The sequence below is a fragment of the Pseudomonas lactucae genome (assembly GCF_016937615.1).
In the GTDB taxonomy this organism is placed as follows: domain Bacteria; phylum Pseudomonadota; class Gammaproteobacteria; order Pseudomonadales; family Pseudomonadaceae; genus Aquipseudomonas; species Aquipseudomonas lactucae.
This window is the reverse complement of record NZ_JAFHKI010000028.1, coordinates 1-13,413: the sequence shown is the minus strand read 5'-3', so window position 1 is coordinate 13,413 and position 13,413 is coordinate 1. Positions and strand designations below refer to the sequence as shown.

Here is a 13,413-nt window from a genome sequence, read left to right as displayed (position 1 = left end):
TCCGTTGTCCAGGGTGGGAGGGTTTAAGGGCTTGGTGCTGCGGTGTCAGTCCCATAGCTGCACCATCTGCCGCTGAGGCGCGCTGGTTTGAGCTTCGGGCATGTGGACGACAAGGCCTTGCGGCAAAATGGGGCCGTGATCGGCCAGGCCGGGGTTGGCCTCAAGCACGGCCTCGGTGACGCCTGCAGTGCGGCCGTAGAACCGCCAGCAAAGGGCATCGACGGTTTCGTTTTGGTTGGCGCGGACGGCGACGGGCATCAGATCAGCTCCACGGTGGTGCGGCTGAGGCCCAGGAAGTCACGGACGGCCCAGCGCAGGTCGCGCCGGTAGTCGTCGATGGTCGGGGCGGTTTCTTCAGCTTTTTCGTTGCCCTTGTTGGTGGCGCTGTAGTCGCGGTACCGCTCGCAAACTTCGGCGCCGGTAGCGGCTTCGATCGCACGGCGGTAGAGGTGAGCCTGTACCGACACGTCCTTGATGCGATCACCTGGCACATCGGCCAGGCTTTCGTAGCCAGCGGCCAGTTGGGTCGCACGCCATTTTCTCAGTTCGTTGTTGAGATTGATCGCGGCGGCGATCACGGCGGTTTCCAGGCGAGCCGGGGTGACGCTGGCGTCGATGCGAAGGCTGGCGCGCAAGCCATCCAGGTCAATCGACGGCCAGAAGGAGTCGGTGTTGATATGGCCGCTGGTGACGGTGCCGTTGGCTACAAATGCACTCATGACTGCACTCGAAAATAGATCGCCGGTGGTCGGGGCTTCACGTTCAGGAGGAGCGGCCTGGCCGTTCCGCCCCGAGCCGGCGGGGTGCGTGGGGACGCTCGGTTAGCTGCATGCTTCTAGGTAGAAGGTGCAGCGTGTTTTTTCAGGAGGCGCTCGGCGGTGTCCAAATCCTTCTTGCCACCGCAGGCGTCGTGCAGCTCGATGGCGCGCTTGAGCAGGTCGATGCCGGCTTGAATCTGCCCAGGTTGGCCCGGTTCTTCTGCGGTGACGCCGTGCAAGGTGGCGCGGCCAGTTGCCAGGAACAGCTTGGCGCGGGCTTGGTCGGGCATGTCTTCGGTTTCGGTCAGTTCTACCGTGCGGTGCAAGATGTTCAGGTCGAAGCTGCCATTGGCCTTCTGCGCTTTCAGTGCGGCGGTGGCGATTTCTTCCGCCACCAAGCAGCCGGTGGTTCGCTCGAAACGATCAGGCATGATCAGCTTGTGCTTGAGCACGTAGTCGGCGACATCCAAGGCGCCGGTATAGTCCTCAACGTCGATACGCCAAACCATTACCGTTGTCATGACGTCATCCTGCGCGCCGTTGCTGGCGGCAAGCACGCCTTCGACATACGGGATGTACTCCGGCAACAGCTGCCGTTTGAGCGCGGCTTTACCTTCGTTGGACTGGATGGCTTTCAGACGCAGACGGTCTTGCAACAGCTGATTCAACTGATGCTCATAAGCGGTGGCACCGGCCATGGATTGCTGTGGCGCTGTTTTTGCCGACTCCATGGCCGCGCGTGCGCGGCGTTGGTGGGCTTGGGCGATGCTGAGAACCATGGCGCTAGTCCTCGCTCTCGGCTTCTTCGGCTGGGCTGATGTTTTCCACTAGGCAACCCAAGCCGTACTCTTCAACCACATAAGCCTCATTCGACGATTCGAAGTTGCTGACGCGGTTCCACTCCGGTTCTTCCTTGAGGTAGCGACGGCGTCCACCGATCTGCCAGTACACCGACAGGTTGGCGAAGGTGGTGATGAGGATTGTGCCTTCCGCTATATACGGCACCTCGTACAGCGGCAGGCCACCCACCCGACGCTGCGAGATAATCAGGTCGCTTGCCAGTGTGTTCATCGCATCCTGGTCCTTGTTAACCAGGGCCAGGAATTTGTCGTGCACCAACTCGCGACCGGTCAATACGACTAGGCCGGGGTTGCGGCGGTACCAAGGGTCCAGCAACTGGATAGCGTCATAGACCAGGGCGTCAATGTTTTTGAAATCGCCAGTCTTGCCGATGGTGATCTTGCCGGGGACAGCGCCTTCCTTAAGCACTCGATCAGGCGCATGAATACGATACTGCTGGAGCCAGCCGATGTTCACGTCTTCGAGCAATGGGTTGGCTGTGCGATCGGTCTGCTCAGCTGCCGAGATGCCGTAGAAACCGATCTGGATACGGTCGAGCGCCTGGCGATGGGCGATCGCGCCGGACAGCCGGGTTTGGAAGTCCGGGAACTTCGCCCAGGCGTCGAGCTGTTTGTAACTGACGAAGGTGTCAAAGTCGGTTTGCTCGGCCTTGTACTTATCGCTCGACAGGGTGCCAATGCTGCGGGGCTCACGTTTTTTTACGTTGGTGTTGGTGCGGCTGGCAACCGTGCCGCCCACGCCCAAGCCGACTTTTTCGCCTTCCTGTTCATCGACGCCGATAACGTTGATCCTGGTCAGGAACTCGCTCGATTCCTGAATCTTGGTTTCCAGGCGCTGCTGGATAGTCGGGTCCACGCTGAACGTGGCGGTGGCCGATTCCACGCCGTTGATCTGTGCGACCTGGGCGAGGTAGCCAGTGAAGAGTTTTCGAGTGTCGTTACGCATGGGTGTCTCCGATAGTGGGCTGGGCGGTTGAGGCCGCAGGTCAGAATTCAGCCAGGGCTTGTTTGCCGCCGCCGGTTACCGGTGGGCGCTGGGTTTGAGAGTGGTCTTGTGTGTTGCCGAGGGTAGTTTTCAGCTCGGCCAGGTCTTTGCTGAGCTGCTCGACCTTGGTGTTCAGTTCGGCGGAAAATTTCTTCTCGGCGGCGAGTTGATCCGGCAGGTCTTTGACGTGGTCGGCAATTGCTTCGACGGCCAGGCCGATCTGGGCGAACTCTGCATCGTCCTTCGCCTGTTTACCGCCCAGCAGCGCCTGAACCTTGCTGAAAAGTTGGGCGCCGAGGCCAGGCTTGTCTTCGACTTCTTCAAACAGCAGCTCGGTTTCCACTGCCTCGGTGAACATCGACGTCGCCGAGTAATGGCGGTCTTTGAATGGACTGGATTCTGGCTTTTGCGCGGAGAAAGACAGTACGTCGGTACCCAGGCTGGCAGGGGAGTCGGTCACCGCCAGGCCGACGATGTAGGCCTCGCCGGTGTCCGAGAAGCTGTCGTCGATTTCGATCGAGGTGTAAATCTTCTGCTTGGCCTTGTTCATGGCAATCAGGTCGGGCGTCGGTTCGACCTGAGCGAACAGGGCCAGCTTCTTCTGGCCATTGATTTCCACTTCTTCGGTCTTGACCGCGAGCACGTCACCGTAGGCCTTGAAAGGGCTGTCTGGCAGCAAGCTGCGGAAGTGCTCCAGCCAGATGCGGGCGCCATAGGTGGACGGGTTGAAGTTTTTCGCGGCCTGTTCCAGCCAGCTGCGTTTGATGGTGCGCTTGTCAGAGGTAGCGCCCTCGACGGCGACGCGGAACCAATTACTGCGAAATTTCTTCATGCCGGGAATCCTCAATGCTTTGGGCGCTAAATGCGTTGCAATGAGGGGCATGGTCGTGACGCGCGCGAGTTGCGGCAACGGGACGGGATTGTAGAGGGCAGAGCAACAAGGGACGGAGCTACTGACTCGCAGGCCAGAGCGGCAGCATCGCGGCCATGACTACGACCGAACTGTTCCCAATCGATCCCCGACGCCAATCCAAGTTCCTCTATTGGATGGGTTGGCGCATCTGTGAGATTGCCGAGGCTACGGGCGAAAAGGAAAAAACGCTACACAGCTGGAAGGCCCGCGACGAGTGGGACCGGGCCGACAACGTCGAACGAATTGGCGGCGCACTGGAAGCACGGTTGGTGCAGCTGATCCTCAAGGAAGGCAAGAGCGGCGGCGACTTTAAGGAAATTGACCTGCTGCATCGCCAGCTGGAACGGCAGGCGCGTATTCAGCGTTTCCAGAGCGGCGGTACCGAAACCGAACTCAACCCCAACCTCGCCAAGCGCAACGAAGGCCCGAAGAAGAAAACGCCGAAAAACGACATCAGCGAAGACCAGATCGAGCTGCTGCGCGAAGCGTTTATCGATGGGTGTTTCGACTACCAGAAAGACTGGCACCGGGCAGGCAATCAGCGCACCCGCGTCATCCTCAAAAGCCGGCAGATCGGCGCCACTTACTATTTCGCCCGAGAGGCGTTTATTGATGCGCTGGAAACTGGGCGCAATCAGATTTTCTTGTCGGCGTCGAAGAATCAGGCCTACCTGTTCCGTGGGTACATCCAGGCGTTTGCCCGCGAAGTCATCGGCGTCGAGCTGACCGGTGATCCCATTGTGCTGCCTAACGGTGCCGAACTGTTTTTTCTCGGTACCAACGCGCGCACGGCCCAGGGCTACCACGGCAATTTCTACTTCGACGAATTCTTCTGGACCTTTAAGTTTGAGGAGCTGAACAAGGTTGCGTCGGGTATGGCGATGCACAAGAAGTGGCGCAAAACTTACTTCTCGACGCCGTCTACCATGGCCCATGAGGCCTACACCTTCTGGACGGGCGAGCGGTTCAACAAGGGCAAGCCGGCGGCGCAACACACCAAAGTCGACGTGTCCCACGGGGCGCTCCAGCAGGGTAGGTTCTGCGAGGACCGGTTGTGGCGACAGATCGTCACCATCCTCGACGCGGAGCAGGGCGGTTGCGACCTGTTCGATATTGAAGAACTGCGGCGTGAGTACAGCCCGGAAGCGTTCGCCAATCTGCTGATGTGCGAGTTCGTCGACGACGGCGCGAGCATTTTCCCGCTGACGGTACTGCAACCTTGCATGGTCGACAGCTGGGTCGAGTGGGCCGAGGACTACAAACCCTTTGCTATGCGGCCGTTCGGTGACCGCCAGGTGTGGGTGGGCTATGACCCGGCGGAAACCGGCGATTGTTCGGGCCTGGTGGTGGTTGCGCCACCGCTGGTGCCTGGGGGCAAGTTTCGGGTATTGGAGCGTCACCAATTCCGGGGCATGGACTTCGCGGCACAGGCCAGCGTGATCAAGGCCGTCTGCGACCGCTACTGGGTGACGTACATCGGCATCGACGTCACCGGGCTGGGCAGCGGCGTGGCGCAGCTGGTGCGCCAATTCTTCCCCAACGTCACCACCTTCAGCTACTCGCCCGAGGTCAAGACGCGCCTGGTACTGAAGGCGTACGACGTGATTCACAAGGGCCGGCTGGAGTTCGACGCGGGTTGGACCGACATGGCGCAGTCGCTGATGGCGATCCGCAAGACCATCACCGCAGGCGGCCGTCAATTCACCTATACCGCCGGCCGCAACGACAACACCGGTCACGCCGATCTGGCATGGGCGCTCTTTCACGCATTGCACAACGAACCGCTGGAGGGGCAGACCACTGCCAACACCGGGCGGATGGAGATTTTTTGATGTCGAACCGCCGCAGAAATACCAAGCAAGTGGCCCAGGCTTCCACGGTTGCAACGCAGGAATTCATTCCGCGCAGTGACAGCAAGATGGAGGCGTTCAGCTTCGGCGATCCGGCGCCAGTGTTGAGTGGCCGGGAGGTGTTTGATTATCTGGAGTGCTGGTTTAACGGGCGCTGGTATGAGCCCCCGCTGTCGCTGGACGGTCTGGCACGGTCTGTGGGCTCCAGCGTGCACCTTCACTCGGGGCTGATGTTCAAGCGCAATTTGCTGAGCAAAACCTTCATTCCACACCGGCTGCTATCGCGGGCAACGTTCGAACAGTTCGCCCTGGACTTCCTGTGCCTGGGTAACGGCTATCTGGAAGGGCGGCGCTCGATGCTCGGCCCGGTGCGCGAGCTGGTACCGCCGCTGGCGAAGTACATGCGCTCTGGCAAGGATGGGCGACAGTTTATGGTTCAGGGCTGGAAGGAAGAGCACGAATTTGAACTGGGCACCGTCTTTCACCTGCGAGAGGCGGATCTGCACCAGGAAGTGTACGGCCTGCCTGAGTGGATCAGCGCCTTGCAGTCGGCATTGCTGAACGAGTCGGCCACGCTCTTTCGGCGCAAGTATTACGAGAACGGCAGTCACGCGGGCTTCATCCTCTACATGACCGATGCCGCGCAGAACGAAGCGGACGTCGATTCACTGCGCAAAGCGCTCAAGGATTCCAAGGGACCGGGTAACTTCCGCAACCTGTTCGTGTACTCGCCGAACGGCAAAAAGGATGGGTTGCAGATCATCCCGGTCAGCGAAGTGACGGCCAAGGACGAATTCAACTCGATCAAAAATCAGACTCGCGACGACGTGCTGGCCAGCTTGCGCATTCCGCCACAGCTGATGGGCATCGTGCCGCAAAACGCGGGTGGGTTTGGATCGATCAGGGAGGCAGCGCAGATCTATGCGGCCAATGAACTGGAGCCGATTCAGGCGCGGATGGCGCAAGTGAATGAATGGCTCGGGGAGGAGGTCGTGCGTTTCAATCCCTATGAAATTCCCGTGGGGGCCTAAAACCCCCTGCGCAGCAAACGAGGCGACGAACCGGTGCGTCAACACCGGTTCGACGCTGAAACACTCGAACCAGCCGAGTGCTCCAACCAAGGCCTCGCCCCACTGCGCAGGGGGTGCGAAGCCTAAGCGAATCCAATTGTCGAAACAAGGATCACTTAATGAGCACACCAATTATCCCGTGGATGGGCGGCAAGCGCCGCCTGGCAGATCGCCTTATTCCGCTGTTTCCACCTCACGAGTGTTACGTCGAGGTCTTTGCCGGCGGTGCCGCGCTCTACTTCATGCGTCCCCAGGCCGCGCCCGTTGAAGTCCTCAACGATATCAACGGCGACCTGGTGACGTTGTACCGAGTGGTGCAGAACCACCTGGAAGAGTTCGTGCGCCAATTCAAATGGGCGCTCAGCTCTCGGCAGGTGTTCGAATGGCAGAAAATGACCAGACCGGAAACGCTTACCGACATCCAGCGAGCTGCGCGGTTTTTCTACCTGCAACACCACGCGTTTGCGGGGAAGGTTAGCGGGCAGACATTCGGTACAGCCACAACGGGGCCGGCGATCAACCTGTTACGGATCGAAGAGAACCTATCCGCTGCTTGGCAGCGCCTTTCCGGGACCTATGTTGAGAACCTGGCCTGGCTGGAATGCGCGGAGCGGTACGACCGTCCGCATACCTTCCATTACATGGATCCGCCTTACTGGCAGACCGCAGGTTATGGCGTGGATTTTCCCTTCGAAAACTATGAAAGGATGGCCGACTTCATGCGGCACTGCAAAGGCAAGGTGATGGTGAGCATCAACGATCACCCTGATATCCGGCGAGTGTTCGAAGGCTTTCACTTCGAAACGGTGGATATTCGATACAGCACAGCCAATCAACGCCAGGCGAAGGCCGACGTCAGCGGTGAGCTGGTGATCATGAACTGGGAACCAAATGCCTTCGGCGGGCTGTTCTGAACAAACGGATGATTAGTCATGCTGATCATCCGTTTAATAGTTAGCTCGGCTAGTTGATCCAGATAGACATGTCGAGCTTTCCGAAAGCGACTTCAAGGGCTGATAGAGCAATAAGCTTTCCAGATGCAGTTAAGAAACACGTGGGTACGGAATCTACGCCATAAGCTTCGATTATTTTGTTAAGTGCTGGATATTTTTCTCTTAGTTCTTCGTCTGTCTGTGGGAAGTCAGGTACACCGTTTTTATAGTTTGAAAGCATTAAGTCTGCATCTGCAACCAGGTTTATATTCAATAGTCCTTTGCTGCAGAGGTACTCTCTGTTAGCTGTGGAAATAAGGAAGCCAGGCTCAATCAGAGGTAGGACTTTCTGTGCGTTAAACTCCAGGCTATGCACTGAAGGGGTTTTTGGAGTGATGTGTTTGGTGAATAAAATAAAGGTAAGAAAAGCTATCTGTTCTTTTGTGATCCGAGGCAACGCAGCTATAGCCTCCTCATACACGAGCTTCAATAAGGGGTCAGAGTCTTGCTCAAGTCTAGCGACTACCATAGATGCTAACATAGCCAGGTCAATCTGATCGCCTTTCTCAGCGCTACTAAGTAACGCTGAACTGAAACACGCTTGACTGTCAGGTTTCGCAAAAGCTTCAGGTTTAACGGTATTAGCCTCTGAAAGCTTTTTCACAAACTCGTCTAAAAACTCACCTGCATATTTTCTCGCAGCAGCCTCAGCCTCTGCTCTGAGAGCAGGGAGGTGCCTGTCAAGAAATATTTGCGTTAGCTCTTTGACCTCGGCCATGTCTAGACCGTTTTTGGTTATGTTTACATTTCCGTTGGCTTGAACTGCAATGGATCCATCCTTAGCGTTCTGGTCTTGGCGGTTAATCATTTTCTTTTTTCTCATTATAGTTGATGTCACCGCCAGCTTGATAGCCCCTGCCTCTCCCTGAGACGGTCTGAGTTTGATGATTGGAAGCTTTGTTAGAACGATATCTAATAACGGCAACTATCCCTGATATTGCCAAAACACCAATGCCAGAAAATATCCATGTTGAGTTTTCTTTTATATATGTTATCCAGTCCATTTCCTGCTCCTTGTTGAGTGAGGCTTTGGCGCATTCTACACAATGCTTTTTTTGGTTTTCGGGAAAATACCATAAACGATTCGGCATCTAAAGTAGAGCAAGCAATACAGATTTATGTGCTCCAGTGAGTCTGAGTAGGTGTGGGTTTTGTTTTTCGAAAATAGGGTTCATTTGCGGCCGTTGAGGAACTGATGGTGCGAGCTCGGGAATTGGCGCGCTTGTGGTTAGGACGTACCTCAACTCAGCGCGCGCCGTCGTCCCCCCACCTCGCCTGCGGGCTAAATGGGTCTTTTTTTCCGCAGTCCTGCACCTGGCCAAGCGCCCCCACAGTCGGGCTTTGTAGTAGAGGCTTCGAAGGTTAAAAAGCCTGCGGATTCCTGCGAAGGGGAGGTCGTCTGATGTGGCGAACCTGGCAGAGCGGGGGGCAGATATACGAACTACTCGATGCGTGTTTTTCAGGAACGCCATCGGAAAAAAGTAATGTGGTAACTCGAATATCTGAACATAAGTGAAAGCCCCGTATTCATTGGCTTTGCTGGCTTACTTCGAAAGGTAATTTTGAGTAATGAAAAAGGTAATGTATCTGTAACTGATTGATTTATAAGGGATGTGTAAAAATAAAAATTACTTCCTTAAAAAGTAATTACCTTACCTCTACATTACTCAAAAATTACCTTGTACCGATTCCTTGCAGGCCAGTGAAATCAAGGCTCTCAGCCTGATCAACGGATCGGCTTACCAAAATTACCTTTTTCCGATGCCTTTCCCGAAAAAAAGCGCATCACCTATCAGGCGGTGCAGCCAATCGCCTCGCCATTCACTCATGCAGGTGACGAAGAGACACTCGTGCGCAGGTCGTTTTGCCCTCGACAGAAAGGCTTGTAGGGAGTGCTTAGGATTGGGGCGACAGGTGTGTGTTCCGACGATACGAGAGCAACTTCACTTGTCCCGCCTGGGGAGAAAAAGAAAATGGTTGGAACGAAAATGGTACGCACGCTTCTTGATGACGCTGGAGGCCACAGGTTTAGAGGCTTACAGGATTAATCGTGCCAATCCATCACCGAGGCAATGTGCTCTACGGCTGGGTCAGCTGGCGCTCGAGGTCCTGGACGAAGCCGCCGAGGTGCCTGAACGGCTGGCTTGTTAATTGGGATAGTTGACATAGATGTCAATCATGCCTATTGTGGCTACGTTGTAGCTACAAACCTGTGGAGGGTGATATCATGGCGACAGTGTTAAAAAATACCGATGTACGGTGCCGGATCGACGTGGATTTGAAAGAGCGGGCTACAGCTGTCCTGAATGCTTGTGGTCTTAGCGTAAGTGACGCGATGCGCTTGTTTTTTCGTCAGGTCGTCGAGGTTGAAGGGCTTCCCTTTGAAGTTCGTGTGCCTTCGGCCAGGACTGCCAAAGCTCTTGAAGAGGCTCGCGAAATCCGCCGCCAGTACGACTCTATGGATGAGATGTTGAGTGACCTGAATGGCGAAACCTCCGAAAAAGCCAAACGCAAAGCGTTCGCCGCGGCCTAAGCGCTGCGCGTACACGAGCACTTTTAATAAAGCTTGGGAACGATATCAGCGAGCTGGCATGCGTGACATGGCCTTGGCGTCAGATGTTATGGCCATGATATTCCAAGGCAAAACCTTGCCCGCAGAATATAAAGATCATGAATTTACGGGAAATTGGGATGGCGCCAGAGAATGCCACTTAGGTGGGGATTTTCTATTGGTGTACCAGCTATCTGGTGACCTTGTGACCTTTGTAGACCTTGGGAGCCATTCAGAGTTGTTCGGTTGAAAGCAAAAATAAACTTCCTAAGGTCAATTCTTGCTTGAACTCATGACGAGTAGCCTAAGAAACCCACTCTGGTGGGTTTTTTTGCGCATATTCAGTCAAAGAAAATTCAGGCCGCTTAGTTGAGTTAGGCCTTGTTTTACATGACCTGTATTTTCCCCAAGCGCGTCAAGCGCACCCCGGACATTCTCTCCTACGTCTGATACGCCTCGCTGCTCTGCCCGTAACGTTAGCTCCATGACCGCGGCCTGGTTCTGATAAATCCTTTCCAGCACGTCCGTAAGAGAATACTCGCTCGCCATCGCTATCGACCTGCTTCCAAATTTTGAAGCATGCAGTGGACGTTCTCGGCTCGGGATAAAGGGCGGGAGGATGAAAAGCTACTGAGCATGATAATCAAGTGGTACGAAAGTGGTACGCAGCTTTCGGTTCGGCTCTGTAGGGTAAGGAGTACGTGGCCTGCAGAGTTAGCAGTTCCAATCCATCATGGGCGCGACGGAGAAGCGGCGGGAGAAAGGTTGCGGTGGAGCTATGACTGAAGGCATTGGGATCTGGGATGGAGAATGCGAAGGGTGAGCAGTTTATCAGGAATGGGTTTGAGAGGCCGGGTATTGATCGTCTGACACGAGACCCAGTTTTAAATAAATCTGTCCCCTTTTTCGTGGGTGATGAAGGTGCTGGACAAGATCAATGGACGATGGGGCAGGGGTACGGTGCGCTCGGCCAGCGTGCCTGTGGATCCTGACTGGGAGATGCGTCGAAAGATGATGAGTCAGAGTTATACAACCAAACTTGATCAGCTTTGGGTGGGACAATGCAGTTAGTGATGTACGCTGTGGGGGATTAATCTTTAGTATCTGTACAGTTATCTTCTACAGTATCAGTGCTTTCAAACGGGCTAGATAGTGGTTGGAGTAAGATGTCATCGATATTTATGTATACTCCTGGGCTGAATGGCCTAATCGAAGTTTCTTCTGAAGATAAGGTATTCATTAAGCCCGTTATGAACATGCTGAATTCGAAAAAAGGCGGGTACCCGCGAGTCGTTTCGAGTCCACACCAACTCTTAGATGGGCCATGAAAGAACCAATATCCCTTTCCAAGTACACAAAGCACAGTGCATGGAGGATAATCATCAACTGTGTGTTTTTGATAGCGTTCGATTTCGGAGCCGGCTATATCTGAATTGAAAGCTAAAAGAACCGTGGTCGGACGAGGGCCGCTTGTTATTGAGCCATTCTCTTCTTGCTTTGGGAAAGATGTAAGCATTGAGATGGATCTGAATTTTTTGTTGCTATCTCTTATCTCGTTGGCGTTAAGAGTTGTTTTTATTTCAAAGACATATCGTACGCATTCGATAGGGTACAGTCCAAGGTCTCTGCCAACCAGTATCGGAGGTGCAACTTTTTTATGATAAACTATCAAGTCAAGTTGGTCGGAAAGTTTTTGGAAAGAGTCAATAACTTTTCCGGTTCCACATTGATAGCTTTGTGTTAAGAACGGCTCAATACATTCTTTGACCGCTATCTCACGTATTTCTCCCGCTATACCATGGTGTCCTATACCTGATGCTAAGCTATCTGCGTTGCGTTTGGCTGCGGTGATTCGATTAGTAATATAGTCAAAATGCTTTGTGGTCTTCATCGATTGCTCCGTTTAAATACAATTATTTCCAAATGGTGGAGAGTTTATAATTTCTGCATTAGCGCAATAGTTTGAATCCATTTTGAGGGATTTTTGATAGGTATTTCTCTGCATTTATTGCGAAGCTAGCACTATGTATACATAGGTTGCTTAATAGGAAAAATAAATATAGGAGGGTGCCGCTCTCTGACTCAGCTAATACCCAGTTTGAATACGGGTTGGAGGCCCTGAGGTCTGAAGGAGTCATTGAGTCGGGTATGTTGTCGAAGTGTAAAAAACCTTTTTTAAGGATAAATACTCCGTCAATAGACGGAGAGGGAGTGTCATAGCGTTCTGGGAAGTTAACTTGCGGAGAGGTTATCTTTAGTGACTCATGTATGTTGTTTATCCAGTTGTATGCGGTTTCGACTCTTGCTGGTCCAGCATATGCAACGACAAAATTTACTATTGCGGGAAGTTTGTAGCCTATCTGGATAAATTTAAATACATGAGGTTGTAGTTTTTTTGCGTTGCGTGCTGCTTTTATCGCTTGCTCAAGCCCTTGCTCATCAAGTGTGGATTTTACTTCTATCGTAGCTATAACGGATTCAACAAGGAATGCACTGATTCCTCCGCCGAGATCTAACTTAGGGAAGCTTTTCCGATAAATGACTATATCAAATTGGTTTCTAGATCCATTTGGGGTGGAGGAAGAGTCAATGATTTCCCCGGTTCCGATTGCGACTGTTGAGGGAAGATGGGCTTCAAGAAATTCTTTAATAAAAGCCTCGCGTGGGGTGCCTTTGTGCAAACTATGACCACTATTAGCACTTATTTTGGAGCTGGCTAGGATCCTTTCTTCGACTGCGGTCATGTGACTGAATAGCATTCTCTGTCCTTCGAGTGGTTTTCCGGTACAGGCAGAATGTCATCACAAATGGTCTGAAGGAAAGAAAAAAACTCGCGAGGTGATGAGGTCGCCCATCGTTGATGAAAGAGGATGCGTTTTTGCGTACGGTAGTATTAGGGAGCATCGCTGAAAATTCAGCCTGTTCTCCATCACAGTTGATAGTGGGCAGGTTCGTGGCGGCCCGAAAAATTCCAGGGTGTGCTATGTGCCGATCAACTGCCCGTCATTATATTTATATTGCCCATCTTATCTGAAGCAACCGTGATTCCGAGCGTTTCAACAGCAAGGCGGTAGAGAGATGATCGCTTAGAAATTGCTACATGAACCATGCGTAAGAGCTTCTCGGCCATACAAAACAGGGGGTTGGAGAAGCTCTACGTCCAATCCATCATGGGCGCACGGAGAAGCGGCGGGAGAGTGGGGCGGTTTGTAGGGGCATTGGGGGATCTGAGTCAGCGAGGCGAATGGGGCGTAGTTTATCAGGGATGGGTCTTGGGTGCCGGAGGTGTGCTCTGCGTCATTCAACCACTTCGAGCGGGGGTGCATTCCGGCTCCAGCGCCGGGCGCGCATGGCTGCTATTTGGTCATCAGTCGCGAATTTGCCTTGGTCGGCTTCTTCTACTGCCAACTCGATCTGAGCGTTCAGTGTTTTTT

At 53.8% G+C, this 13,413-nt stretch carries 15 protein-coding genes and 2 pseudogenes; 6 read left to right on the top strand and 11 right to left on the bottom strand.

Annotated features, from left to right (window positions below):
* Positions 1–45 precede the first annotated feature (45 nt).
* The 5 genes from JWR98_RS06175 to JWR98_RS06155 form a co-directional block, all read right to left on the bottom strand.
* Positions 46–258 carry a tail protein X gene (locus JWR98_RS06175; RefSeq protein WP_205489538.1) on the bottom strand — a complete coding sequence of 71 codons (213 nt, stop codon included), beginning with the start codon at positions 256–258 and terminating at the stop codon, positions 46–48.
* On the bottom strand, positions 258–719 hold the full coding sequence (locus JWR98_RS06170; protein WP_205489537.1) for a head completion/stabilization protein: 462 nt from the start codon (positions 717–719) through the stop codon (positions 258–260). Before JWR98_RS06170 ends, JWR98_RS06175 begins: the two co-directional genes overlap by 1 nt.
* Before the next feature lie 116 nt (positions 720–835).
* A complete protein-coding gene (locus JWR98_RS06165; protein ID WP_205489536.1) occupies positions 836–1,537 on the bottom strand; it encodes a phage terminase small subunit in 702 nt (233 codons plus the stop codon).
* 4 nt (positions 1,538–1,541) lie between these two features.
* On the bottom strand, positions 1,542–2,564 hold the full coding sequence (locus JWR98_RS06160) for a phage major capsid protein, P2 family (RefSeq protein ID WP_205489535.1): 1,023 nt from the start codon (positions 2,562–2,564) through the stop codon (positions 1,542–1,544).
* A gap of 40 nt (positions 2,565–2,604) precedes the next feature.
* The gene (locus JWR98_RS06155) at positions 2,605–3,435 is read right to left on the bottom strand and encodes a GPO family capsid scaffolding protein (protein ID WP_205489534.1); all 831 of its coding nucleotides are present in this window, start codon (positions 3,433–3,435) and stop codon (positions 2,605–2,607) included.
* Positions 3,436–3,590: 155 nt separating this feature from the next.
* Here JWR98_RS06155 and JWR98_RS06150 point away from each other — a divergent pair, with 155 nt between their 5' ends.
* From JWR98_RS06150 to JWR98_RS06140, 3 genes are all read left to right on the top strand, one after another.
* On the top strand, positions 3,591–5,348 hold the full coding sequence (locus tag JWR98_RS06150; protein ID WP_205489533.1) for a terminase ATPase subunit family protein: 1,758 nt from the start codon (positions 3,591–3,593) through the stop codon (positions 5,346–5,348).
* The gene (locus tag JWR98_RS06145; protein ID WP_205489532.1) at positions 5,348–6,397 is read left to right on the top strand and encodes a phage portal protein; all 1,050 of its coding nucleotides are present in this window, start codon (positions 5,348–5,350) and stop codon (positions 6,395–6,397) included. Before JWR98_RS06150 ends, JWR98_RS06145 begins: the two co-directional genes overlap by 1 nt.
* Positions 6,398–6,555: 158 nt before the next feature.
* A complete protein-coding gene (locus tag JWR98_RS06140) occupies positions 6,556–7,350 on the top strand; it encodes a DNA adenine methylase (protein WP_205489531.1) in 795 nt (264 codons plus the stop codon).
* A 49-nt stretch (positions 7,351–7,399) separates the two neighbouring features.
* On the opposite strand, the gene JWR98_RS06135 is transcribed toward JWR98_RS06140, so the two are convergent.
* Together JWR98_RS06135 and JWR98_RS06130 are read right to left on the bottom strand one after the other, a co-directional pair.
* Entirely contained in the window at positions 7,400–8,236 is an 837-nt protein-coding gene (locus tag JWR98_RS06135; RefSeq protein ID WP_205489530.1) for an LPO_1073/Vpar_1526 family protein, read from the bottom strand.
* Complete coding sequence (locus JWR98_RS06130) at positions 8,229–8,432, bottom strand: hypothetical protein (protein WP_205489529.1); 204 nt, start codon at positions 8,430–8,432, stop codon at positions 8,229–8,231. Before JWR98_RS06130 ends, JWR98_RS06135 begins: the two co-directional genes overlap by 8 nt.
* Before the next feature lie 1,223 nt (positions 8,433–9,655).
* Here JWR98_RS06130 and JWR98_RS06125 point away from each other — a divergent pair.
* Together JWR98_RS06125 and JWR98_RS06120 are read left to right on the top strand one after the other, a co-directional pair.
* Positions 9,656–9,961, top strand: coding sequence for a type II toxin-antitoxin system RelB/DinJ family antitoxin (locus JWR98_RS06125; RefSeq protein ID WP_205489528.1), 306 nt, complete (start codon positions 9,656–9,658; stop codon positions 9,959–9,961).
* Positions 9,912–10,229 (top strand): type II toxin-antitoxin system YafQ family toxin, encoded by a 318-nt coding sequence (locus JWR98_RS06120; protein ID WP_205489527.1) that lies wholly within the window; start codon positions 9,912–9,914, stop codon positions 10,227–10,229. The genes JWR98_RS06125 and JWR98_RS06120 overlap by 50 nt, the downstream gene beginning before the upstream one ends.
* 95 nt (positions 10,230–10,324) lie before the next feature.
* On the opposite strand, the gene JWR98_RS29330 is transcribed toward JWR98_RS06120, so the two are convergent.
* Positions 10,325–10,528, bottom strand: coding sequence for a hypothetical protein (locus JWR98_RS29330; protein WP_225908608.1), 204 nt, complete (start codon positions 10,526–10,528; stop codon positions 10,325–10,327).
* 363 nt (positions 10,529–10,891) lie between these two features.
* Here JWR98_RS29330 and JWR98_RS06115 point away from each other — a divergent pair.
* Positions 10,892–11,050: pseudogene (locus JWR98_RS06115) on the top strand (DUF4113 domain-containing protein); the annotation flags it as partial.
* A gap of 19 nt (positions 11,051–11,069) precedes the next feature.
* Here the strand turns inward: JWR98_RS06115 and JWR98_RS06110 are convergent.
* The 3 genes and pseudogenes from JWR98_RS06110 to JWR98_RS06100 all read right to left on the bottom strand — a co-directional run.
* Entirely contained in the window at positions 11,070–11,870 is an 801-nt protein-coding gene (locus tag JWR98_RS06110; RefSeq protein ID WP_205489526.1) for a DUF6602 domain-containing protein, read from the bottom strand.
* Between the two features lie 58 nt (positions 11,871–11,928).
* Positions 11,929–12,738, bottom strand: a complete 810-nt coding sequence (locus JWR98_RS06105) for a DUF6602 domain-containing protein (protein WP_205489525.1) — start codon at positions 12,736–12,738, stop codon at positions 11,929–11,931.
* A gap of 538 nt (positions 12,739–13,276) precedes the next feature.
* Positions 13,277–13,413, bottom strand: a pseudogene (locus tag JWR98_RS06100) (CopG family transcriptional regulator); the annotation flags it as partial.

What these genes read in the sequence shown, in the direction of transcription:
- JWR98_RS06155 (WP_205489534.1), bottom strand. Translation starts at nt 3,435, where the DNA reads ATGAAGAAATTTCGCAGTAATTGGTTCCGCGTCGCCGTCGAGGGCGCT.
- JWR98_RS06120 (WP_205489527.1), top strand. Translation starts at nt 9,912, where the DNA reads ATGGCGAAACCTCCGAAAAAGCCAAACGCAAAGCGTTCGCCGCGGCCT.
- JWR98_RS06135 (WP_205489530.1), bottom strand. Translation starts at nt 8,236, where the DNA reads ATGATTAACCGCCAAGACCAGAACGCTAAGGATGGATCCATTGCAGTT.
- JWR98_RS06105 (WP_205489525.1), bottom strand. Translation starts at nt 12,738, where the DNA reads ATGCTATTCAGTCACATGACCGCAGTCGAAGAAAGGATCCTAGCCAGC.
- JWR98_RS06160 (WP_205489535.1), bottom strand. Translation starts at nt 2,564, where the DNA reads ATGCGTAACGACACTCGAAAACTCTTCACTGGCTACCTCGCCCAGGTC.
- JWR98_RS06125 (WP_205489528.1), top strand. Translation starts at nt 9,656, where the DNA reads ATGGCGACAGTGTTAAAAAATACCGATGTACGGTGCCGGATCGACGTG.
- JWR98_RS06165 (WP_205489536.1), bottom strand. Translation starts at nt 1,537, where the DNA reads ATGGTTCTCAGCATCGCCCAAGCCCACCAACGCCGCGCACGCGCGGCC.
- JWR98_RS29330 (WP_225908608.1), bottom strand. Translation starts at nt 10,528, where the DNA reads ATGGCGAGCGAGTATTCTCTTACGGACGTGCTGGAAAGGATTTATCAG.
- JWR98_RS06130 (WP_205489529.1), bottom strand. Translation starts at nt 8,432, where the DNA reads ATGGACTGGATAACATATATAAAAGAAAACTCAACATGGATATTTTCT.
- JWR98_RS06145 (WP_205489532.1), top strand. Translation starts at nt 5,348, where the DNA reads ATGTCGAACCGCCGCAGAAATACCAAGCAAGTGGCCCAGGCTTCCACG.
- JWR98_RS06170 (WP_205489537.1), bottom strand. Translation starts at nt 719, where the DNA reads ATGAGTGCATTTGTAGCCAACGGCACCGTCACCAGCGGCCATATCAAC.
- JWR98_RS06150 (WP_205489533.1), top strand. Translation starts at nt 3,591, where the DNA reads ATGACTACGACCGAACTGTTCCCAATCGATCCCCGACGCCAATCCAAG.
- JWR98_RS06110 (WP_205489526.1), bottom strand. Translation starts at nt 11,870, where the DNA reads ATGAAGACCACAAAGCATTTTGACTATATTACTAATCGAATCACCGCA.
- JWR98_RS06140 (WP_205489531.1), top strand. Translation starts at nt 6,556, where the DNA reads ATGAGCACACCAATTATCCCGTGGATGGGCGGCAAGCGCCGCCTGGCA.
- JWR98_RS06175 (WP_205489538.1), bottom strand. Translation starts at nt 258, where the DNA reads ATGCCCGTCGCCGTCCGCGCCAACCAAAACGAAACCGTCGATGCCCTT.